This window comes from Halomonas faecis, from assembly GCF_010993975.1.
GTDB classification, from domain to species: domain Bacteria; phylum Pseudomonadota; class Gammaproteobacteria; order Pseudomonadales; family Halomonadaceae; genus Halomonas; species Halomonas faecis.
Window position 1 is genome coordinate 118,221 of record NZ_JAACZO010000004.1, and the last position, 20,473, is coordinate 138,693.

23 protein-coding genes and 1 pseudogene are annotated in these 20,473 nt (G+C 58.2%); 17 read left to right on the forward strand and 7 right to left on the reverse strand.

Translation table 11 applies throughout. From position 1 onward, the window contains the following. The first annotated feature begins 27 nt into the window (after positions 1–27). The 5 genes from trpD to GFD32_RS02985 all read left to right on the forward strand — a co-directional run bounded on the left by trpD (position 28) and on the right by GFD32_RS02985 (position 3,653). Positions 28–1,047: an anthranilate phosphoribosyltransferase gene (gene trpD / locus GFD32_RS02965; RefSeq protein ID WP_163575077.1), complete on the forward strand. Its 1,020-nt coding sequence runs from the start codon at positions 28–30 to the stop codon at positions 1,045–1,047. A 25-nt stretch (positions 1,048–1,072) separates the two neighbouring features. Continuing rightward, the gene (gene trpC / locus GFD32_RS02970) at positions 1,073–1,882 is read left to right on the forward strand and encodes an indole-3-glycerol phosphate synthase TrpC (protein WP_163575078.1); all 810 of its coding nucleotides are present in this window, start codon (positions 1,073–1,075) and stop codon (positions 1,880–1,882) included. Between the two features lie 267 nt (positions 1,883–2,149). Next, the gene (locus GFD32_RS02975) at positions 2,150–2,554 is read left to right on the forward strand and encodes a VOC family protein (protein WP_163575079.1); all 405 of its coding nucleotides are present in this window, start codon (positions 2,150–2,152) and stop codon (positions 2,552–2,554) included. Next, complete coding sequence (locus tag GFD32_RS19780; protein WP_205599028.1) at positions 2,554–3,384, forward strand: BrnT family toxin; 831 nt, start codon at positions 2,554–2,556, stop codon at positions 3,382–3,384. Before GFD32_RS02975 ends, GFD32_RS19780 begins: the two co-directional genes overlap by 1 nt. Beyond that, positions 3,381–3,653 carry an antitoxin gene (locus GFD32_RS02985; protein ID WP_163575080.1) on the forward strand — a complete coding sequence of 91 codons (273 nt, stop codon included), beginning with the start codon at positions 3,381–3,383 and terminating at the stop codon, positions 3,651–3,653. The genes GFD32_RS19780 and GFD32_RS02985 overlap by 4 nt, the downstream gene beginning before the upstream one ends. Before the next feature lie 144 nt (positions 3,654–3,797). Here GFD32_RS02985 and GFD32_RS02990 read toward each other — a convergent pair whose 3' ends face one another. The 7 genes from GFD32_RS02990 to GFD32_RS03020 all read right to left on the reverse strand — a co-directional run bounded on the left by GFD32_RS02990 (position 3,798) and on the right by GFD32_RS03020 (position 11,286). After that, entirely contained in the window at positions 3,798–4,094 is a 297-nt protein-coding gene (locus GFD32_RS02990; RefSeq protein WP_163575081.1) for a DUF2218 domain-containing protein, read from the reverse strand. A 15-nt stretch (positions 4,095–4,109) separates the two neighbouring features. Further along, complete coding sequence (locus GFD32_RS02995; protein ID WP_163575082.1) at positions 4,110–4,898, reverse strand: ABC transporter ATP-binding protein; 789 nt, start codon at positions 4,896–4,898, stop codon at positions 4,110–4,112. After that, positions 4,895–5,959 (reverse strand): FecCD family ABC transporter permease, encoded by a 1,065-nt coding sequence (locus GFD32_RS03000; RefSeq protein ID WP_163575083.1) that lies wholly within the window; start codon positions 5,957–5,959, stop codon positions 4,895–4,897. Before GFD32_RS03000 ends, GFD32_RS02995 begins: the two co-directional genes overlap by 4 nt. After that, positions 5,956–7,110, reverse strand: a complete 1,155-nt coding sequence (locus GFD32_RS03005; protein WP_205599020.1) for an ABC transporter substrate-binding protein — start codon at positions 7,108–7,110, stop codon at positions 5,956–5,958. The genes GFD32_RS03000 and GFD32_RS03005 overlap by 4 nt, the downstream gene beginning before the upstream one ends. A 68-nt stretch (positions 7,111–7,178) precedes the next feature. After that, positions 7,179–9,122, reverse strand: coding sequence for a TonB-dependent receptor domain-containing protein (locus tag GFD32_RS03010; protein WP_163575084.1), 1,944 nt, complete (start codon positions 9,120–9,122; stop codon positions 7,179–7,181). Positions 9,123–9,217: 95 nt separating this feature from the next. Continuing rightward, positions 9,218–10,585, reverse strand: a complete 1,368-nt coding sequence (locus GFD32_RS03015; protein WP_163575085.1) for a sensor histidine kinase — start codon at positions 10,583–10,585, stop codon at positions 9,218–9,220. Continuing rightward, complete coding sequence (locus tag GFD32_RS03020; protein WP_163575086.1) at positions 10,582–11,286, reverse strand: response regulator transcription factor; 705 nt, start codon at positions 11,284–11,286, stop codon at positions 10,582–10,584. Before GFD32_RS03020 ends, GFD32_RS03015 begins: the two co-directional genes overlap by 4 nt. Positions 11,287–11,795: 509 nt before the next feature. On the opposite strand from GFD32_RS03020, the gene GFD32_RS03025 reads away from it, so the two are divergent. From GFD32_RS03025 to GFD32_RS20110, 12 genes and pseudogenes are all read left to right on the forward strand, one after another. Next, positions 11,796–12,227: an acetyltransferase gene (locus GFD32_RS03025; protein WP_163575087.1), complete on the forward strand. Its 432-nt coding sequence runs from the start codon at positions 11,796–11,798 to the stop codon at positions 12,225–12,227. A gap of 97 nt (positions 12,228–12,324) precedes the next feature. Beyond that, positions 12,325–13,017: pseudogene (locus GFD32_RS19915) on the forward strand (AbiV family abortive infection protein). A 79-nt stretch (positions 13,018–13,096) separates the two neighbouring features. After that, positions 13,097–13,684 carry a hypothetical protein gene (locus tag GFD32_RS03035; RefSeq protein WP_163575088.1) on the forward strand — a complete coding sequence of 196 codons (588 nt, stop codon included), beginning with the start codon at positions 13,097–13,099 and terminating at the stop codon, positions 13,682–13,684. A gap of 106 nt (positions 13,685–13,790) precedes the next feature. Beyond that, a complete protein-coding gene (locus GFD32_RS03040) occupies positions 13,791–14,105 on the forward strand; it encodes a hypothetical protein (RefSeq protein ID WP_163575089.1) in 315 nt (104 codons plus the stop codon). Positions 14,106–14,152: 47 nt separating this feature from the next. After that, positions 14,153–14,503, forward strand: a complete 351-nt coding sequence (locus GFD32_RS03045) for a hypothetical protein (RefSeq protein WP_163575090.1) — start codon at positions 14,153–14,155, stop codon at positions 14,501–14,503. A 98-nt stretch (positions 14,504–14,601) separates the two neighbouring features. After that, positions 14,602–15,477, forward strand: coding sequence for a HEPN domain-containing protein (locus tag GFD32_RS03050; protein ID WP_163575091.1), 876 nt, complete (start codon positions 14,602–14,604; stop codon positions 15,475–15,477). 147 nt (positions 15,478–15,624) lie between these two features. Beyond that, a complete protein-coding gene (locus GFD32_RS03055) occupies positions 15,625–17,277 on the forward strand; it encodes a hypothetical protein (RefSeq protein WP_163575092.1) in 1,653 nt (550 codons plus the stop codon). 119 nt (positions 17,278–17,396) lie between these two features. Further along, a complete protein-coding gene (locus tag GFD32_RS03060) occupies positions 17,397–18,092 on the forward strand; it encodes an HNH endonuclease (protein ID WP_163575093.1) in 696 nt (231 codons plus the stop codon). Between the two features lie 54 nt (positions 18,093–18,146). Continuing rightward, positions 18,147–19,082: a hypothetical protein gene (locus GFD32_RS03065; RefSeq protein ID WP_163575094.1), complete on the forward strand. Its 936-nt coding sequence runs from the start codon at positions 18,147–18,149 to the stop codon at positions 19,080–19,082. A gap of 92 nt (positions 19,083–19,174) precedes the next feature. Further along, positions 19,175–19,708 (forward strand): hypothetical protein, encoded by a 534-nt coding sequence (locus GFD32_RS03070; RefSeq protein WP_163575095.1) that lies wholly within the window; start codon positions 19,175–19,177, stop codon positions 19,706–19,708. 49 nt (positions 19,709–19,757) lie between these two features. After that, on the forward strand, positions 19,758–20,219 hold the full coding sequence (locus GFD32_RS03075; RefSeq protein ID WP_163575096.1) for a hypothetical protein: 462 nt from the start codon (positions 19,758–19,760) through the stop codon (positions 20,217–20,219). Positions 20,220–20,342: 123 nt separating this feature from the next. Then, on the forward strand, positions 20,343–20,465 hold the full coding sequence (locus GFD32_RS20110) for a VOC family protein (RefSeq protein WP_407081066.1): 123 nt from the start codon (positions 20,343–20,345) through the stop codon (positions 20,463–20,465). Positions 20,466–20,473 lie beyond the last annotated feature (8 nt).

A 20,473-nucleotide genomic window follows, 5' to 3' on the forward strand; every position in this document is an offset into this window, starting at 1 on the left:
CGCGCCTGATCATTAGGAGAACTGCTCATGCAGATGCGAGATGCCATCGCCGCGGTGATGCGCCGCGAGAACCTCGGTTTCGACGCCACCCACGCGGTGATGCGCCAGATCATGACCGGCGAGGCCACCGACGCCCAGATCGGCGGCTTGCTGATCGGCCTGGCCATGAAGGGCGAGACCGCCGAGGAGATCAGCGCCGCCGCCCAGGTGATGCGCGAACTGATGAGGCCGGTCGCTCTCCATGCCGACAACGTGGTCGACATCGTCGGCACCGGCGGCGACGGCGCCAACCTCTTCAACGTCTCCACGGCGGCGAGCTTCGTGGCCGCGGCTGCCGGAGCCCACGTGGCCAAGCACGGCAATCGCAGCGTCTCCTCGTCCTCGGGCAGCGCCGACCTGTTCGACGTCGCCGGCATTCATCTCGATCTCTCGCCGGAACAGGTGGGGCGCTGCATCGAGCAGGTGGGCGTGGGCTTCATGTTCGCCCCCAACCACCATCCGGCCATGCGTCATGCCATCGGGGCGCGCCGCGAGATGGGCGTGCGCACCCTGTTCAACATCCTCGGCCCGCTCACCAATCCGGCCGGTGCGCCCAACCAGCTTCTCGGCGTCTACGCCCCCGAGCTGGTGCCGCTGATGGCCGAAGTGTTGCAGACCCTGGGCAGCCGCCACGTGATGGTGGTGCACGCCGAGGACGGCCTCGACGAGATCTCGCTGGCCGCACCCACCCGCGTGGCCGAACTCAAGGACGGTGCGATTCGCGAATACACCATCGCCCCCGAGGATGTCGGCATCGAGCGCCAGGAGCTCGCCCCGCTCAAGGTGGTCAGCGCCGAGGACAGCCTGCGCCTGGTGCGCGAGGCGCTGGTCGGCGAGGGGGCGGCCGCCGACATCGTCGCCCTCAACGCCGGCGCGGCGCTCTACTGCTCGGGCATCGCCGACAGCTTCAAGGAAGGCGTGCTCATGGCCCAGGATGCCCAGGCCTCCAAGCTGCCGCAGGAAAAGATGAAGGAACTCGCCGACTTCACCCGGGTGCTGACGCCCTGAAGCCCCCATCGAGGAGCGTGACACCATGAGCCACTCCCCGGACGCCACTCCGACCGTTCTCACCCGCATCCTTGCCCGCAAGGACGAAGAGGTCGCCGAGCGCCAGCGCGCCGTTTCCGAAGCCGAGCTGCTGACCCTGGCCCGGCAGCAGAGCGCCCCGCGGGGCTTCGTCGCCGCGCTGAACCGCCATCTCGGCGACGGCGACCCGGCGGTGATCGCCGAGATCAAGAAGGCCTCGCCCTCCAAGGGCGTGATTCGTGAGGACTTCCAGCCCGGCGAGATCGCCGCCAGCTATGCCGCCGGCGGTGCCGCCTGCCTTTCGGTGCTCACCGATGCCGACTTCTTCCAGGGCCACGAGGATTTTCTGATCGAAGCGCGCGACGCCTGCGAACTGCCGGTGATCCGCAAGGACTTCATCGTGCACGGTTATCAGGTCAGCGAGGCGCGCGCCATCGGCGCCGACTGCATTTTGCTGATCGTCGCCGCGCTCGACGATGCCCGCATGGCCGACCTGCATCAGCAGGCCGTGGCGTTGGGCATGGACGTGCTGGTGGAGGTGCACGATGCCCAGGAACTCGAGCGCGCGCTGGCCCTGGGCATCGACCTGGTGGGCATCAACAACCGCAACCTGCACACCTTCGACACGCGCCTGGAAACCACCCTGGAACTGCTGCCGCGCATCCCCGTGGATGTCACGGTGATCACCGAATCCGGCATCCACACCCGCGACGACGTGCTGCGCATGCGCGAGCATGACGTGCACGGCTTCCTGGTCGGCGAGACGTTCATGCGCGAGGCCGAGCCCGGCGAAGCGTTGCGGCGGTTGTTCTTCTAGGCCTCCGCTTTTGACATCCATCGACCTTCAGCGGGCAGCCCCAGGGCTGCCCGCTGACTTGTCGGGGCTCGCATCTTGGACCGGCAAAGACCGACTGCACACGAATGCGACATGAGTTGCCGAGCGAGTCTGTGCTTCACCACTGTCAGGCAACAGTGTATCGGGCAGCGGCGAGATGTCTGACTGTGAATGACGGTTTGCTGAGCGGAGGTGAATTACTCGCTACGCTTGTGGTTTTTCGGCGATTAAGGTGACAGGGGGAGAGTGATGAAGCCGAAGATCAGCATTATTACATTGGGTGTCGAGGATCTGGAGAGGGCCAGTCGTTTTTACGGTGAGGGTCTTGGCTTTCCAAAGTACGACTTTGAAGATGGTAACATCTCCTTTTTTAGCCTGGAAGGAACGTGGTTGGCACTTTACCCTAGAGAAGACCTTGCTGAAGACATCGGGGTGGCAATATCTAGCCAAGGTGGCTTCTCAGGTATTACATTAGCTCACAATGTGGCCAGCAAGTCAGAAGTCGATGCAGTACTCAACCAGGCCGTTTCCGCAGGGGCTAGGCTCATAAAGCCAGCGGAGGAAGTTTTTTGGGGCGGTTACTCCGGTTATTTTCAAGACCCGGAAGGTCATTACTGGGAAGTTGCATACAACCCTTACCAGGATCTGACGTAATGGCGGAGCCATCATCAGTTTCTAACCAAGCCAGCCATGGCGACGATTACGGCATTTCGGCTACGCCTCCATTCCGCCCCTGCCTGCGCCGCCTCGTCGATGCTGTCGAGCATCCGTTCCAGGGTGGCGTCTCGCTGGAGCATGACCGGCGGTTTCTGAATGACGGCAATCTTCGTGACCATGACGGGGTTCCTCGTTCATGGTGCGGGGGCGGTGAGCACCGGAGGGCACCCGCCGTCATGGAGGCTTTCGTCATCGCCGGTTCGGGGGCAATAGACTGGCCAGGCGATGGCATTCATGCCCAGCATCGATCCATGGCCGGCAACGCATCAGCGCGTCGGTTCAGTATAGGCTGGCGGGGCATCGATCACCTGGGGTTTGTGCGCACTGACCCGAAGATGCGGGGGGCGGTGAAGCTTCAAGCCGCTAACTCGGCGGTCGTTCCCCCTCGCCACGCCACCGCCTCCACCTCGCCGCCGGCGAAGCGCGTACCAGTGGCCATTAAGGGAGTTTCGAGCACAAAAGGCACACAATGTGCTACACTCAGGTCCATGAAAGTGATCGCATGGAACCCCGAGAAGAACAAGCTTCTCCAAAAGGAAAGGAACATCTCTTTCGAGGATGTGGTTTTGCATATCTCGATTGGGGGTATCTTGGATACATTCGAGCATCCGAATCAGGAACGGTATCCAGGGCAGAAGGTTCATGTGATTGCGATAGAGGGGTATGCCTATTTGGTCCCCTTTGTAGAATCGGAGGATGAGGTTTTTTTGAAAACGATCATTCCGAGCCGCAAAGCGACCAGAACCTATTTGGGAGGTTCGAAATGAGCAGGCTGGATAAAGAAGAGCAGGAAATTCTGGACGCATTCGATGCGGAGGAGTTGCAGCGGGCGACAGATATCGAGGGTAGGAAAGAGCGGCATCAGCAGTATGCAGAAGCCATGTTCAAAAAAGATGCCCGCATCAACATTAGGCTTTCTTCCAGGGATCTTCGGGGGTTGCAGAAAAAAGCCCTGGAGGAGGGCATTCCTTACCAGACCCTCGTTGCCAGCATCCTCCACAAGTATGTAGAAGGCCGCCTGCATGAGGATCGGTAACTAACCGGACGTGCAAAAGCGCCGCTTCGTTCTGTGTCCGCACCCCGATTATGTCGAATGCCAGACGCCTATCGGGCTTGACCAATCGTCGCGAGAGATTCGGGTTTCGAGCACAATTATCGACCTGTTGAGGCGAATTTACCATTACGCTGAGTGCTCGCCGCCCTGCCACTCGACGACCTCGACCTCACCGCCGGCGAAGCGCACTAGGTGTGAAGCCACCACCTGACCCAGCTCATCCAGCTCGGCCTGGCTGGGCGACCGGCAGCTGAGTTCCAGCGCTTGCGGCGTCGCGGTCATGTGGCATTCGCCGATGGCGAAGATCACCTGGCCCGTCTCGCCGGTCCAGTGGGCCTCCACCTTGTGGTCGAAGTGCTTGCACAGCCGGTTGATCAGCCGGCCGGCGTTGGCGGTGGGGACGGTGGCGGTCAGGGTGGGCATGTCGGGAGCTCCTGTTTAAATGGAATGCGATGCGGGCAAGGGGCGATCCGCCAGCACGATGGGGTGGCCGCGCGAGCAGCGCTCGATGCGGGCCTCGATGCCGTAGGTTCGGGCCAGCAGTTCCGGGGTCAGCACCGCTTCGGGCGCACCCATCTCCGCCCGGCCGCCGGGGGAGAGCACCAGCACCCGGTCGCAGAAGCGCAGCGCCAGGTTGAGGTCGTGGCTGGCTACCAGGGCGATGGCAGCGCGTTCGCGGGTGGCCGCGCGCACCGCCTCGAGCACGTTGAGCTGCCAGTGCAGGTCCAGGGCGCTGGTGGGCTCGTCGAGCAGCATCAACGAGGGGCGGCGTACCAGCACCTGGGCCAGCCCCACCATCTGACGCTGGCCGCCCGACATCTCCGCCAGCTGGCGCAGCGCCAACTGGCGAATGCCGAGGGTATCGAACACGCGCTCGATGGCCGCTTCGGTCGCCGCTCGCGACTCGCCGCCCCGGGCGGCGCGGCAGGCGCTGAACACCGTCTCGTAGGCCACCAGCGGCACGGCCTGGGGCAGCGGCTGGGGCAGGTAGCCGAGCTGCGTCACGCGCTGGGCGGGGGCGAGTTCGTGCAGCGCCTGGCCGTTCAGGCGCACCTGGCCGCTGGCGTGCAGCAGCCCGGCGATGCCCTTGAGCAGGGTCGACTTGCCCACGGCGTTGGGGCCCACCACTGCCACCAGGCTGCCCGGCTCGATGGCCGGCAGGGTGAGGGCGCGAAACACCGGCTGGCGCCGGTAGCCCACCGTCAGCCGTTGCAGCTCGAGGCTCATAGCGCGGCCCTCCGGCTGCGGGCCACGATCAGGCCGATGAACAGCGGGATGCCCACCAGGGCGGTGACGATGCCCACCGGCAGCACCACTCCCGGCACCAACAGCTTGCTGGCGATCGACGACAGCGAGAGCAGCACGGCACCGGCCAGGGCGCTGCCCGGTAGCAGGAAGCGGTGGTCTTCGCCCAGCATCAGCCGCGCGATGTGCGGTGCCACCAGGCCGATGAAGCCGATCTCGCCGACGAAGGCCATGGCCGCCGCGGTCAGCAGGCTGACCCGCAGCAGCACCAGCAGGCGCATGCGCTCCACCGGCACGCCCAGGCTGCGCGCCTGCTCCTCGCCGCTGCGCAGCAGGGTCATGGCCCAGGCGTTGCGCAGCGAGAAGGGCAGGCATACCGCCAGCACGCCGGCCACGATGGCCACCTTGTCCAGCGAGGCGCGGGCCAGGCTGCCCATGGTCCAGAACACGATCTGCTGCACCGACTCGGCGTCGGCGACGAACTGGATCAGCCCCACCACGGCGTTGATGCCGAACAGCAGGGCGATGCCGAACAGCACGACGGCGTGAACCGAGGCGCCCAGGGTGCGCGACAGCAGCAGGATCAACAGCGAGGCGGCGGCGGCGAACGCGAACGCCGAGAGCGGCAGCAGCAGGTGTACCGCCAGGCCGAACAGCGAGACGTTGAACGCGATCACCAGCGAGGCGCCCAGGGTGGCGGCGGCGCCCACGCCCAGGGTGAAGGGGCTGGCCAGCGGGTTGTTGAGCACCGTCTGCATTTCGGCCCCGGCCAGCCCCAGGCAAGCGCCCACCACCACCGCCATCAGCGCATAGGGCAGGCGGATGTCGAAGACGATCACTCGGGTGCCGGCTTCCAGCGCTGCGGGATCGAGCAGGCCACGAACGACGTCCCCCAGCCCCAGCATGGCGGGGCCGGAGGCGATGTCCACCAGCAGCGCTGCGCCCGCCGCCAGCGCCAGGCCGGCCAGGCACAGCACCCGGCGCCATACGAAGCGCCGGTACTGGCCGGCGAGCCCGCCGGCATTCGCCGGTGCCAGACTCATGGCGCGCCCTCGGCGAGGCGTACCCAGTAGGTGCCGTCCAGCGCCACGGGCTGGAAGCGCCGATAGAAGGTGGCCAGGGTGCGCTCGGGCTCGAGATGGCCTAGCCGCTCGGGGTGCAGCCAGCGTGCCAAGGCCTGCACCGCCACCACGTTGAGCGGCGTGTTGTAGAAGTGATGCCAGATGGCGAAGGCGCGCTCGGGGTTCTGGATGGCGGGCAGCGAGGCCAGGCCCGGTCGGTGGGTGGCCCGGGCCAGGGAGCGGCGGGCGGTGGTCTCGTCGACCCCGGCACCCAGCACCACGTAGGGCTGCTCCTCGGCGGATTCCCGCTGGCCGGGCGAGCCGATGGCGGTGGCCAGGTAGCGATCCGGCGGATCGCCGATCAGCATCTCCAGGTTGAGCGTGCCGCTGACCCCGGGCAGGCGCTGTGCCGCCACGTTGCGCCCGCCGGCGGCGGGGATGAAGCGCCCCATCATGCTGTCGGCCATGGTCTCGCAGCAGCCGTCGTGCAGGCCCACGCGGCTGTGCAGGAAGACGCTGGGCCGTTCGCTGTCGGGAATCGCCGCGACCGCCTCGCTCACCTTGGCGAGCTCCTCGCGGTAGAAGCGGTTGAAGCGTTCGGCCTCGGCCTGGCGGCCCAGCACCTCGCCGAGCAGGGCCATGCTGCGCGGCGTGTTGCGCAGCGGCTGCTGGCGGAAGTCGACGAACACCACCGCCACGCCGGCGCGCTCCAGACGCTCGATCAGCTCGCGGTTGCGTGCGCCGGGGCCGTGCCCCTCGAGGCTGAAGATGGCCAGGTCGGCGCCCATGGCCAGCACGCTCTCCAGGCTGAAGCTGTCGGCCGAGGCGTGCCCCACTCGGGGCACCTCGGCCAGCGCCGGGAAGCGCGCCAGGTACTGGGCGTAGCCGGCCGGGTCGGTCTTCTCGAAGTCCGGCAGCAGGCCGGCCAGGCGGTCGACGACCCGCTCGCCTTCGAGAATCGCCAGGGCGGGAATGTAGCGGCTCTCGCCCAGCACGATGGCCTGGGCATGCTCGGGCACGTTCACGGTGCGCCCCGCCAGGTCGGTCACGGTGGCGGCCAGCGCCGGGGCGGCCAGCAGCCAGAGCAGCATGAGCAGAGCGCCGCGTGCCCGGCGGTGAGATGGCATTGTCATCGGTGTGCTGTTCCTATCCGTTCAACGAACGGGGGGGCGCCGAGGCGCCCCCCGTGCCTCGGCCTCGCTCAGAACCGGTAGGCCACGTTCATGCGCACGTCCCGGCCGGCTTCCGGCAGGCCGGCCGCCACGTCGCCATAGACCGCATAGCTGGCATGATCGAAGTACTGCTTGTCGAGCAGGTTGTTGACCGTCAGCGAGAGCGTCAGCCGGTCATCGACCAGCGGCTGCCAGCGGGCGTAGACATCGTGCACGCCGTAACCGGCTTTCTCCGGGTAGCCATCGGCGACGTCGGTCAGGCGCTCGGCGAAGCGGCCGCTCCAGCCCAGGTCGAGGCTGTCGGTGGCCCGGTAGTTGAGGTTGGCCACCCAGCTGTCGCCCACGCTGGTGCCGAGGCTCCAGTTGTCGTCGCTCAGCGGCTCGCCGTTGAGCTCCGGGCGCGACTGGCTGTAGGAGAGCGAGGCGCTCAGGCGTTCCCAGTCGTAGCCGATGGTGGCGCTGACCCCGCGGGTTTCCAGCTCGCCGAGGTTCGAGAGCACCCCGCTGCGACCTTCCTGACCCACGACGTCGTCGATTTTGGTGACGAAGGCCTCGGCGGACAGGTAGAGGTTGCCGTGGCGGTAGGTGGCGCCGACCTCGTAATTGTCGGCAGTCTCTTCCTTGCGGTCGGCCGCATTCTCGTAGTAATCGAGAACGAACAGCTCCTTGACCTGGGTGCCGCGAATGGCCCTGGCCCAGCCGCCGTAGAGGTTGAGACGCTGCGTGGCATCGAAGCTGATGCCCAGGTTGGGGCTGAAGCCCGATTCGCTGAACTCCCGACCAGTGGTTTCTTCATCGAGCTCGTAGCGGTCGAAACGCGTGCCGGCGCTGAACATCAGGCGGTCGGTGGCCTGGAAGTCGTCCTGCACGTACAGGCCGGTTACGCTGCCGGTTTCTTGATCGGCATTGAGGCTGCCCTTGTCATGGCGATGGTCGACGCCGTAGGTCAGGGTGTGCGCGCCCAGCCGCGAGGTGTTGCGCAGATCGGCGCCATAGCTGTCGAGGGTGCCGAGGTAGGTACCGTAGGGGCCGTCGATGTGCTTGAGGGACGCTTCCGTGTCGTACACGGTCAGTTCCAGATCCAGCCAGTCGTTGTCCGCGGAATCGAAGCGGTACTTGCCGGTGACGGTTTCGCGAACCATCTCCTGATCGAAAACGGGATTCCTGGCACTGGGTACCCAGTGCGGGCGGTGCTTGCGGAAGGCTTCGTCCTCGTTGCGCTCGTAGCTGAAGGAGAGCTTCTGTTCGTCGGTCAACTGGCCGACCACTTTGGCGAAACCGGTGACTACCTCGGTTTCGGTGTACGGCTGGGCGTTGCCCTCGGCATCCTCGTAGTCGCCGTGGTCGGTCTTGGCCAGCGTGGCCATGGCGCTCCAGTCGTCGGTGAGGCGGCCGAACAGCGAGGCGGAAGTCTTGTAGCCCTCGGTATTGCTGAAATAGCCGGCCTTCAGCAGGCCGCCGAGGCGTTCGCCCGGGCGCAGCAGGTCGTCCGGGTCCTTGGTGACGAAGCGAATGGCACCGCCCAGGGCGCCCGGGCCATTGGTGGCCTCGCCGGCGCCGGCGGCGACCTCCACGCGCTCGAGCAGCTCCGGCTCCACCATCAAGCGCCCCTGGTGGTGGAACAGGTAGCCCGACTGAGCGGCCCCGTCGACGGTGACGTTGAGCAGGGTATCTTCCAGGCCGCGTACGTACACCTTCTGGGCCACCGGCGAGCCGCCCCCGCCCACCGAGACATCGGGCAGGCCGCTGAAGATGTCCTGCAGGTCATCGGCCTGGTAGCGACGCAGGGTGTCGTCGTCCACCATGGCATCGCTGTCGCCGATGCGGTCGGCGGTGACCTGAATGGGGGCGAGTGCCGCGGACTCCTCCTGGGCCAGCGCCAGCGGGCTGGCGGCCAGCAGAGCGATGGCCGTGCACAGGGCGTGACGGCGCAAGACGGGATGGTGTGTTTCAGCGGGTGCGAGAGAATCCATATGCGCTCCAGTGTCAGCGTCACGGATGAGAATCATTATTTTCGGAGACGCATTCTTGCTGGCAAGACGCGCGAAGTGAAACGGTTTTACATTTGTTACGTACCGGCGCTTTTCTCTCGGTCCGCCCGGCAGGCGGGGAACCGCAGCGTCATGCGTAGGCCGCCCGAGACACGGTTCTCGGCGGCGATCCGGCCGCCCACCGCTTCCACCTGGCGGCGTGCCAGGGCCAGCCCGAGCCCGTGGCCGCCGGGCTTGTCGCTGCCGCCGGCCGCGCGGAAGAAGGGCGTGAAGATTCTCTCGAGGTGCTCGGGCGCCACGCCCGGGCCTTCATCCTCCACGGTGAGCCGAAAGCCGCCCGGCTCCGGGTGCAGGGCGATCCAGACATTGTCGCCTTCGGGGGTATGTGTGCAGGCGTTACGGATGACGTTCTCGATGGCCTGGGCCAGGGCGCGTTGGCTGCTGTCGGCAATCTCCGCCTGGTGCGGCAGTTCGGCGTGCAGGCGATGGCCGGGGTATTCGTAGCGGGCGTCTTCCAGGAGGCTGTCGAGCAGGTCGGTGAGGTCGAGGCTGTCCTGGTCGAGGCTGGGCTTCTCGTTCTCCAGCCAGGCCAGGGTCAGGGCGTCTTCCACCAGCTCGCGCATCAACCGGCATTCGCGGCGGATGCGCGGCAGCAGGTGCTGGGTTTCGATGCCTTCCTCCACGCAGCTCACCGCCATGTCGATACGCGTGAGCGGCGTGCGCAGCTCGTGGGAGAGATCGGCGATCAGGTGGCGCTGGCTGAGGATCAGCTGACCGGTGCGCTCGGCCATGCTGTCGAAGGTTTCCGCCAGGGCGGTGAGTTCGTCGTTACGGTTGCCGAGCAGGGCGCGCACCCGCACGCCCAGGTTGCCTTCGCTGAACGCCCGGGTGGCCAGTTCCAGCTTTCTCAGCGGGCTCATCAGGTGGCGGTAGATCACCAGGCTCAACGCGATCAGCACCGCCAGGGGCAGGGCGATCTTGAGGAACAGCTTCACCTCGGGCAGATAGGTGCCGGGGCGCATGCGCTGAGGCAGCAGCACCAGGAAATGGGTGTGGCCGTCGGCGAAGGTGGTCTCCATGATGGGGTTTTCTTCGAAGTAGAGATGGATCTTCCACTCCTCACTGCGGCCGATGCGAAAGCCGTCGTGCAGGCGCTGGGTGAGCACGCTGCCGGCCAGGGGCTGGAGATCCGAGCGCACCACGGCGGCCCAGGTCTCCTCGCGCTGCTGCAGCTCGTTCAGCCAGTTCGCCAGGGCCTGCTCGTCACCGGCGTCGTGAAGGCGTTCGGCGGTGCGCCCCCACGCTTTGAGCGTTTGCTGGTGGCGCTCGGCGATGAAGCTCATCTGCTGTTCGGTCTCGGCGCCCAGGAAGGTGATCACCCACACCAGCGCCAGGGTGCCCAGCGCCAGGGTGGCGCACAGCTTCCACAACAGCCGCCGGTTCACTGGAAACAGTATCCCTTGCCGTGCACCGTCTGCAGGCGGTCCGCCGCCATGCCCGCCTCCGCCAGCTTGCGCCGCACGCGGCTCAGGTGCATGTCCAGGCTGCGGTCGAAGCGGCTGAACTCGCGTTCCAGCACCACCTGGTAGAGGTAGGGTTTGCTCAGGGCCTCGCCCTGGTGGAGCACCAGCACCCACAGCAGGCGGAACTGGATCGGGGTCAGCGTGATGGGCTCACCGGCGTAACGCACCGATAGGCTGCCGCGATCGAGCGTTAGCGGGCCGACGTTCAGCTCGGCCGGATCGGCGCGCTGGTCGGTGCTGCCCAGGGTGCGCCGCAGCAGCGCCTCGATGCGCAGCAGCAGCTCGGCGAAGGCGAAGGGCTTGGGCACGTAGTCGTCCGCCCCGCGGCTGAAGCCGAGGATTCGCTCCTCCTCGGCGCCGCAGGCGGTGAGCATGATCACCGGCGTCTGGCGCGTCTTGCGCAGCCTATCCAACACCTGGAAGCCATCCAGTTGCGGCAGCATCACGTCCAGCAGGATCAGGTCGAAGCGCTGGCCCAACGCCGACAGCAGCCCGTCTTCCCCGGCGTAGCTCTGCTGGGTGTGATAGCCCTTGCCTTCAAGAAGGCGGGATATCTGGCCGTTCAGGGTGCGGTCGTCCTCGACGACCAGCACGCGCGGCCCGCGTGGGGTGACTGCATTCATGGCGCATCAGCACATCGTGACTTTGAGACGTATTATCATATGCATGGAAAGTGCGACTCACAACCGCTCGCACGCCACCCGCCTCGGCAACGCTGTTTGACGCCGATCAAACCGCCTAAGACATTCATCGCAATTGCCCTCAGGCGCTTTGCGGATCGGCACGCCCTCACATAACCTGACTCTCTAAGGCCGCTGAGACGGCCACCAAGCACGCAGGAACTACCGCATGGATGGCGGCCGCCATCGCCGCATATGCAGGGTAGGGGCGGTAGCGTGCCCGGAGTTCAGCGAAGCACTGCCAATGAACGCCCGCAGGATGATTGAAACCGGCAAAAGGGGAAGACACGCGAATTCTGCATAGGTTGCCGAGGTATTCTTAGTCTTATTAAATATCAATAGGTTACAGCCGAAATGGCGGGCTAGATAACATTATTGAACGCGCCAACGCGTTCAAGTGGATAAATGAGCGGGCTATTCAATACGCTGTTAAATTTCAATCGGATCTAGTGATGAATATAGAGATCGTAGAAAAGGCAGAACACCTTCAGCTGATAGAAGTCTGGGAAGCGTCGGTCAGGGCAACGCATGATTTTCTGGCTGAAGATGATCTACAGGAGTTAAAACCGTTAATTCTGGAACAGTATTTTGACTCAGTTGATTTAAGGTGCGCTAAAAATGGCGATGGTGAAATTCAGGGATTCTGCGGAGTACATGACGGTAGTATTGAAATGTTATTCATCTCACCTAATGCGCGCGGGAAAGGCATTGGTGCAATGTTAGCTGCCCATGCTATCAAAAAGCAGGGAGCATCAAAGGTCGATGTAAATGAGCAGAATGAACAGGCGCTCGGTTTTTATCAGCATATTGGCTTTAAAGTGACAGGCCGATCATCAGTCGATGGTCAGGGTAAGCCTTATCCACTTTTGCATATGGCGCTATAAAAATTTAACAAGGCCAGGCACGGCGACGCCTTCTTCGTTGCGGCTTCGCCTTCACTACAAAGCCGCGCGTGCTGGCGGCGTTAAACGGATGAGACTCGTGTCGAAGAAACTGCCAAGTCATAAAGGAAAGTTAAGTTTCTCGCAGATAGCCGAAGGCATGACTGCTGCGTCGGAAAATGCGGCGCGCTTGGCGCAGGATGCCAAGCTCCTTCTTGACGCTGGGCGGCATCCGACAGCATGTTCTCTAGCAGCGCTTTCTATCGAAGAGTCAGGGAAGGTCTCAATACTTCGTGCTATGTCTCTTGCACGTGACGACAATGAGTTGAAGGAAGAATGGAAGCGGTACCGCTCCCACACGAACAAGAATGTGCAGTAGATTTTTCCTCAGCTCGTGGCTGAGGGAGCGAGAAGACTCGACGACCTTCGTCCCCTATTCGATAAAGATGCGGAGCATTCATACATTTTGGACCAGATTAAGCAGCTCGGGTTTTATACGGACTGTCTTAGCAATAAGGGACACTGGTCAATTCCCGACGAAGTAATTGATGGCGAGTTGGCAGACCAGCTGGTTTCCACGGCCGAGCTGCTATCTTCTGCCTCTCCTACGTCAGAACGTGAGATTGAATTGTGGGTCGAGCATGTCGGCCCTGTCTGGAAAAAGGATATGAACTGGATGAAGCGTGCGGTGGCAAGTTGGTACGAGGCCATGCAGCAGGAAGGCTTAAAACCGGATGGTGAAAATGGCATGGAGAATTTTCTACATGACGGGATTGATCCAGATGACGTTTAACCAGGCGGTCAACCGGACCGCTTTTTCGCTGACGCTACAAAGCGTCCGGTTACCTCTGCGTTAAAAATCAGAGGAAATAATGGAGCAGTACCTCGGAATATCAGCTGCAATTCTGGGCTCACTTGGTGGCGCAGGTGTGATTGTTGTTGGGCTTTCCAGTTGGCTCGGAAAGGTTTGGGCCACCAGATTGATGGACAACGAGCGCCACAAGCATGAGCGGGATTTAGAAGCTTTACGGGCTTCACTAAAAGCTCAGAACGATAAGCAGTTGACTGAAATGTCGAGTGATTTCGAGATATTCAAGCAGACCCATTTGCGTGAACACAACGATAAGCTCGCGATATATCGCGCTGCACTCGATACGATCGTTCCCATTCTCGCAAAAATCGAGCTTTTAGTTATCGGAGAGAGGGGCGAGCTGTCTACTGAAGAAAAAGAGGCTTTCGAGAACGATAGGCTGCGCATCTACGGATACCTTGCGATGCTGGCGCCACAGTCTGTCATGGATGCAAACGATGCGTTCGTTGACCTCTTGCTAGCCCTCATTTATGACGGTGAACAAACTAATTGGGAAACAGTCAGGAATTCTGCGCTACGTTTGACCAATGCCATGAGGGCCGATATTGGTCTCAATAAAGAACCGGTAGCCTACAACGGTAGCCGCTGATTTTTTAACAAGGCCAGTCACGGCGACGCCTACTACATTGCGGCTTCGCCTCCATTCCGTAGCCGCGCATGCTGGCTGGCGTTAACCATAGAAGGAGAAGAAAACGATGGAGATAAATGCTGAAGTTTTGGAGCCCCAAGTGTCAGCTTCTGTACGAGCATTAGAAAAGCTTTCGGCAAAAGAGAGGGAGAAGAAGCCGAATGCGCACTTTGCAGATGACTATAATCGACTTCTTAATCTTGCTAAGGAAGCCCTTCCCGAAGTCCCGAAAAATCTTTGGCCAGCGGAAGTAGGTAAGACTAATCCAGCGATGGGCCCAAATCATGCCGATGCTAGCTACGTGGAAATACACTCGTATCTTAACCAAGTCTTAGCAATATTATCTCAGAATGTAGAACCGGCCGGTGTATTTATGGGTTAACAAGGCCATGCACGCGACAAGCGCGTGATGGCGGCGTTAATACTCGTATGAATAGAACGATTACCTTGATTCTAAGCTTCGTATTCCTGGTTTCGGCCGGGGTCAACGTTTACTTGTACAACGAGGTTCAGAGGTTCGAAGAAGCTTGGGTAGAGCAAATTATAACCACAAGCGAAATTGAAGGCATTCTTAAAGAATCCGAGGTTGATACGTCCTTTGAAAATATGCAGCGCTTGGCTATAGCCAAATTCGGAACCGATCGCGTTCGCGCAGTAGAAGTCCCGGACATACATATCGATTGGGGATCAGACAGGGAAGGTTTGCAGGTGAATGGAACACTGCTTTTATTTAAGGATGGTGCCTATCATGGAAGCAAAGCCGACCTCCCCTTGCATTAACAAGCCCAGGCAGGGCGACGGGTTTTCCGTTGCGCCTCCGGCTCCACTACAAACCCGCGCCTGCTGGGTGCGTTAGCTGAAAAAGAAAAGGAAACTCTGTGCCAAGAGAATCGTTGTTCTTTGGGCTTCATGGCCTCCAGTTACCCGGACCAAGCCTTGAACTTGGCAAGGGGATTGTGGTCCGTGAAACCTATGCGCATATCTTTGCACCGTTCATGGTTGCGTTTGCTCCGCCTGAAGCGCCTAACAAACACCATCCAGGTCCTTGGTCTGCTGCGTCAGGTGGCATCTCGTACGATATTTCAGCAGAACTAGTTGTCCCAATTGAAAACGAAGGTGGCACAGAAAAGGCCCTTCAAACAGCGCGTGTAATACTGCTCTTACTCCGACTTGGGGTTAATCCTGCCGTTACTCTACCAGTCTTCTCGAATCTGGCTTTCACCCAAGAAAACGCCACCGAAAAACATCAGACTCTCCACCCGTTTGAGGTTCAAAAACGTTCCTTTGCTCTCTCAGTAGACGAAGAAGTTGCCAGTTTTGATTCTCTTAAGTGGGTTCAAGACCATTGGCAGGTAACGCAGAAGCTAGTGAATGGTAGTTCAGAGTTCGCATTCGCTACAGAAGCCATTGATCAGGGCCAATTCATCCACAATACAGCACTGACACTCGTATCATTGTGGGGTGCTCTGGAAGCCTTATTTTCTCCGAACGCTTCAGAATTGAGATTTAGGGTTTCAGCATTGATTGCCTCTTTTTTGGAAGTGCCGGGCGCAAGCCGAAGAGAACGCCAAAAGAAAATCGCGAAACTCTATGACAAACGGTCTGCTGCGGCGCATGGGAGGCCCAAGCACGATCAACAGCACTTGCTGGACACTTTTAATCTACTCAGAGAGGTGTTGATGAAGATCATTGCTAATGGTTCTGTGCCGAGCAGTGACCAATTGGATTCTATGTTGTTTGGTGCAGATGCATAGCTATCAGCTAACAAGGCCAGGCACGGCGACGTCTACTACATTGCGGCTTCGCCTCCATTCCGTAGCCGCGCATGCTGGCTGGCGTTAGCGAAAAACTCGGGGCGCATCGATTGGGCGCCATCATTACTCGATATGGAGAGTCCTTGCTTGACGTCATACCGAACCAACTTAAAAGTGCAACAGGCCAACTCCTTCTACAACTATACAGTTGGCCTTGACGTCATGGATGTGGATCTAGTCAAAACCGCCACAAATCTTCTCAAGTCCAAAATAGCCCGGACTGTTTGCTTCTCTGACTTGAAGTGCGTCTACCTTGATGTGGATGGTTGCGTCCAGCTTGAATGGCTTCGGCCGCAAGGGCGGCAGTGGGATTCCCATTGGGAAGTCAAATTTAGTGACAACCTCCCAAGGCATACAGCTGCCGACCTCCTGTTCTGCCTGGAACTTTCATTCCTTGAACAACGCATCGAAAGTCCAGAGGCAAGGCAGATGCCGTCGCATCTCCGGGCAGCGCTACCACCTCTGGTCTTAGAACGCGACGGCTTGACTCTTCCAATCCACCCGTGGCTTAAGCTTTATTCTGACGGAATATTGATCATTAGCTTCCAGCTAGATGCCGAATGGTCTGGATTGGATGAGGGTGATTTCATTCAAGAAATAGTGAACCTATTTCAACAATATTTTGATCGGGTCTGGGTTCAAGAACACCTTCAGCGGATAGATGCAGAACAGGAACTACTTAGTGACCTTGGAAGCAAGCTTTCGATTGGTGGGCAGAGAGTCGCAAGCCGAAAGACCCAAAAGCTGGTAAAGAAGATACGCCGAGATGGGCGAGCGGTGCTCGAAGAATCCCTTGGAAAGTGTGGGCGAGCCTTCGACATCAGTGGGGAATCTTGGGTTCTTCACCAAATCGCTGGCTCCGAGGGGCAATCAGATTGGGAGGCGACAATTGACCTTTGTCGGTCCATCTATGTTCGTGCTGTCGCAAGTTTGGTCACGGTGAGCGGCCGAACGTGGGTGGGCCGGGCGCCACAAGCACAGCTGTGGCAAGGCCGCCCCTCGATCTCATTGATGCGCTTTGTGGATCAGCCAGATTCTAAGGAGAAACTGCTAGAAGAGTTCGGCCCATCTATATCCCGCGTACTAGGGCGACACGGCGAATTAGAGGATCCTCCGGCCTTGCCGCCCGACTTGCGCATGTTCGGAGATTATTGCTTCCATGGGGATCGCGCGCTCCTCCTTTGGACTTGGCTAAGAACGCAAGATCAGCCGGACAATGTTTGGGAGGAAGATAACACCCAGGGTCGTCTGTTGGAGAATCAGGCCAGAGCAGAGCACTTCGAGTACCACAATCTGCGAATTGCTCGTGCCTGCGCGACCGCGAGCTCTCCCAAATCAGATGAGGACTTGGTCGAGGCGTACAGAGTACTGGCGGGGGCTGAAGCTGTAATTCATCATTCGGGTCAGGCGGGGGAAATCACAGATGCGCTTGACTACTTGCTAGCAGCGGCGGGAACAAGGGGGCTTATAGCATCGGGCAAAGAGCAGGCACGGTGGCATCTGGACGAACGCCGATACCGAGCGGAGAGGAAGCGAGGGCGTGTTGACCGTTGGCTGACAGGAGTGTTCGGGCTAGTAGGAGTTGCCGGTTTTGCAGACCTCGTGGTTAAGCCGCTCCTCACTGATATGTATCCCGAGCGTGGCGAGGCTTGGACAGGACTGTATGCCTTCGCCCTGTCCTTCGCAGTGGTCGGCCTCGTGGCTGTGCTCATATGGATTATCAATATACTGCGCCGCTAATTAACTGATATCGAAGAAGCAAGATGCTAACGAGTGAATGAACCCGACAAACTCTTCCGCGCGCTTCGCGCGCTCCAGACTTTGCGGGTTATTCTGGCGTTAGCTGTAAGAAGTAAAGCATGGAAAAACTAAAAGATATTTTAATCGAAATCCAAGATAAGCTCGTTCCTATCCTTGATGGTTACGAGCAAGCAATCTATCACTACTTGCTTCGGCATACCTATCTGGTCGGTCTGGAGACATGCTTGTACAGCACCAGAACAGCCCAGATAGGGCTAGGCACTGGTGATAACTCGAAGCATCCGAGCATGAAGACACGCTCCAGAAAACTTCGCAGCCTCGAAGAAAAGGGGTGCATTCAAATCTTAGAGCGTTCGAATAAAGGCATCACGGTTAAGTTATTGCTTCCCAGTCAGATTCCTAGCATTCAAAACTCGGAGGTAGAAGAATCAGCCTTAGATATAGAAGAGCTTGATTTCTACAAAGATCGACGGTTGTTAGGAAGCATTCTTGAACGTGAAGGTTATCGCTGCTTTTACACAGGGCGTAAAATTACTTCTGAAAATTGCTATTTGGATCATGTCATTCCACAAGCAGGCTTAGGCAATAACTCTTATAGAAATATCGTTGCATCATGCTATGACGCAAATTCCATGAAAAACGATAAATCAGCGGACGAATTTATTCGCTCTTTGTACAAAGAGGAAATCATCTCATTATCAGAGTTACAAGAATTGAAAGAGAAGATCACAAAGCTACAGTCTGGTGAGTTAAAGCCAAATGTGGAATTGGTGCGTGGCGCAATCAACAGCTAATCACTGTTATGTGTCTGATTAGCTAAGGAGCATGTTTTGGGAAAAGGAATTAAAATGGAGTTCGCGAAAAAGAATGATTCTGGTGATGCGGTCTTCCATATCTCAAAATTACATAAATCAGACAATGGAAATCTGGGTTGTAGGTACTGTGGGGCTGATATTCAGTATGTATCGGCTCATACTAGAGGTGCATCAAAAACGCCTGTATCAGCACACCTAAAACTATGGCAGGATGCAGAGCACAGAAATGGTTGTGGTTATTCAGTAAAAGGAGCTGTTGATCTTTTAGTTGCCGATTCAAATTCCGTAGAAAACACCAATCCTATATTTGAGCTGCAGGATGATGGAAGCTATCTGTTTAGAATGAATATCCTAATAGATGCACAAAAAGTAGCTAAGAACATAAAAGAGTCTGGAGGTGGATTCGAATCTAGTGGGCATTTATCAACTCGAAGAAACTACATTCGGTCTGAGAAGCAGCTAGCCTCTTACTTTCGCTCTGCTGCTGGAATAGCAAAGTTAAGGTCTCTGATTCAAGAGTCGTCTGATGTTGAAGAGCTAAAAAGGCTCGTAAAAATTCAGTATAAGGATGGCTTCATTTCCTGGAATGATTTTTACTATGACGACACGAGATATCATATGCTGTTTAATAGGCTGATAAAAGGAAACCTTCCGCATCCAGTTGCTATAAGTGTCACACTAAAAGGACAGGTTGGATTTTACAAGGAAGCCAAATATTTTCCATGGAGCTTTCAGTGTTACAGTCAGATAAAAGAAGATAATCACAAAAAGCTTGTATATATCCCAAAGCTGCAACTAGCCAGAGAGAACTTTCATAGATCGATGTCGGCTGGTGAAACATGCTTGGTTGTTGGTGATGCTTGGGCAAATAAAGTAAAAGATGATTCCTCAGTCTTCAGAAATTTCAATATCTCTGTTTTTAATAAATCACAATTCAAGAAAGAATTGGATGCAGAGGGTAACACATAACAAGCAACTGCAGCAGATCGAATTTCGCTGCGCTCAATTCGCCCGCTGAGTTGGGCGTTATACGCTGATAGTTTGATGAAAAAGGAGGATTGATGGGGGAATTGCCTGATTCCGCTTGGATTTTTGCTGGTTCAGTGCTTGCTGCACTGATTGTCCTATTCTCTGGTTGGCTGCAACAGAAAATTAGCCGTGCATCGACAGTGTCGGGGTATCGTCAGAAGTGGATTCAAGACATACGTAAAGCATTTTCGGAATATATGGATGAACTCGAAAAATTATCCGATATGGCATCGGCTAATTCAAACCCTGGCCATTCATTTGGTGCGCGCTCTACGATTTTGGAGGATACTCGGCCTATTCGTAAGTTTCGCAACTATCTCCGGTTATACACCAACCCAGGAGAGCACGAGCACTTAGAGATCTTGGAAGAAGCTAAATCCCTTGAGGGTTATCTCACTGATACAGCGAGGAACGTTCTAAAGTTAAATGAGTATGAGCGCCGTCGCGATGAACTGACAAGGATGTTTCAAAATATTCTTAAGGATGAATGGGATCGGGTAAAGATGGGAGAGCTTAGGTGGCGAGTGCGCAGGTGCTGGAGGCGTATAACCAATCACTCAAGCTGACGCTCGCAAGCACGCGCGGCTTAGTTCGCGTTATGCATAGAGGTATCGTATGGATCTGACTTCAATATCCACTGTGTTGAGTAGCCTGAAAACTGCGACTGAAATTGCCAAGATCATTAAAGATAGCGACGTCTCTTTAGAAAAGGCAGAGTCGAAGCTGAAGCTGGCCGAGCTTATTTCATCTCTTGCTGATGCAAAAGTCGAAATAACTGAGGTTCAGCAAGTTCTGATGGAGAAAGATGCTGAACTGCGCGGACTCAAAGCGCAACTCGAAGTAAAGACCAAATTGAAGTGGGAGAAGCCTTACTATTGGCTAATTGATGACTGTTACAAAGACGGACCGTTTTGTCAGCACTGCTACGACAAAAGCCGAGAGTTAATCCGCCTGCAAGGCAATGATGGTGGGTATTGGGCGTGCAAAGCCTGCAAGAGCAGCTACACTGACAGTACCTACGACGCATCCCCCGTAATCTTTAACAACTCTGACCATGATCCTTATCGTGGCTTCTAAACGCACCCGGAGCTCAACCCGGACGTGCGTTAGAAGCCGCGCAGGCCGGTTGGCTTTACGTTATAATACAATGAAGCAGTTGCATATTTATCAAGGAATGAAATGGAAGAATATTGGAATCCCATGGTTCCTGAGCTATCAGTGTCAGATTTTTCTAGCTCACTGAGTTTCTATTGTGATTTATTGGGCTTCAAAGTTAGAAGTCAGCGGAAAAATCCAGGCTTTGCTTGTCTTGAGCTTGAGTGAGTTCAGAT

Coding starts and splice junctions, on each gene's coding strand:
- GFD32_RS20110 (WP_407081066.1), top strand. CDS start 20,343: ATGGTTCCTGAGCTATCAGTGTCAGATTTTTCTAGCTCACTGAGTTTC.
- GFD32_RS03010 (WP_163575084.1), bottom strand. CDS start 9,122: ATGGATTCTCTCGCACCCGCTGAAACACACCATCCCGTCTTGCGCCGT.
- GFD32_RS02995 (WP_163575082.1), bottom strand. CDS start 4,898: ATGAGCCTCGAGCTGCAACGGCTGACGGTGGGCTACCGGCGCCAGCCG.
- GFD32_RS03065 (WP_163575094.1), top strand. CDS start 18,147: ATGGAGTTCGCGAAAAAGAATGATTCTGGTGATGCGGTCTTCCATATC.
- trpD (WP_163575077.1), top strand. CDS start 28: ATGCAGATGCGAGATGCCATCGCCGCGGTGATGCGCCGCGAGAACCTC.
- GFD32_RS03020 (WP_163575086.1), bottom strand. CDS start 11,286: ATGAATGCAGTCACCCCACGCGGGCCGCGCGTGCTGGTCGTCGAGGAC.
- GFD32_RS02985 (WP_163575080.1), top strand. CDS start 3,381: ATGAGCAGGCTGGATAAAGAAGAGCAGGAAATTCTGGACGCATTCGAT.
- GFD32_RS03005 (WP_205599020.1), bottom strand. CDS start 7,110: ATGACAATGCCATCTCACCGCCGGGCACGCGGCGCTCTGCTCATGCTG.
- trpC (WP_163575078.1), top strand. CDS start 1,073: ATGAGCCACTCCCCGGACGCCACTCCGACCGTTCTCACCCGCATCCTT.
- GFD32_RS19780 (WP_205599028.1), top strand. CDS start 2,554: ATGGCGGAGCCATCATCAGTTTCTAACCAAGCCAGCCATGGCGACGAT.
- GFD32_RS03045 (WP_163575090.1), top strand. CDS start 14,153: ATGAATAGAACGATTACCTTGATTCTAAGCTTCGTATTCCTGGTTTCG.
- GFD32_RS03035 (WP_163575088.1), top strand. CDS start 13,097: ATGGAGCAGTACCTCGGAATATCAGCTGCAATTCTGGGCTCACTTGGT.
- GFD32_RS03070 (WP_163575095.1), top strand. CDS start 19,175: ATGGGGGAATTGCCTGATTCCGCTTGGATTTTTGCTGGTTCAGTGCTT.
- GFD32_RS03000 (WP_163575083.1), bottom strand. CDS start 5,959: ATGAGTCTGGCACCGGCGAATGCCGGCGGGCTCGCCGGCCAGTACCGG.
- GFD32_RS03025 (WP_163575087.1), top strand. CDS start 11,796: ATGAATATAGAGATCGTAGAAAAGGCAGAACACCTTCAGCTGATAGAA.
- GFD32_RS02975 (WP_163575079.1), top strand. CDS start 2,150: ATGAAGCCGAAGATCAGCATTATTACATTGGGTGTCGAGGATCTGGAG.
- GFD32_RS02990 (WP_163575081.1), bottom strand. CDS start 4,094: ATGCCCACCCTGACCGCCACCGTCCCCACCGCCAACGCCGGCCGGCTG.
- GFD32_RS03040 (WP_163575089.1), top strand. CDS start 13,791: ATGGAGATAAATGCTGAAGTTTTGGAGCCCCAAGTGTCAGCTTCTGTA.
- GFD32_RS03060 (WP_163575093.1), top strand. CDS start 17,397: ATGGAAAAACTAAAAGATATTTTAATCGAAATCCAAGATAAGCTCGTT.
- GFD32_RS03075 (WP_163575096.1), top strand. CDS start 19,758: ATGGATCTGACTTCAATATCCACTGTGTTGAGTAGCCTGAAAACTGCG.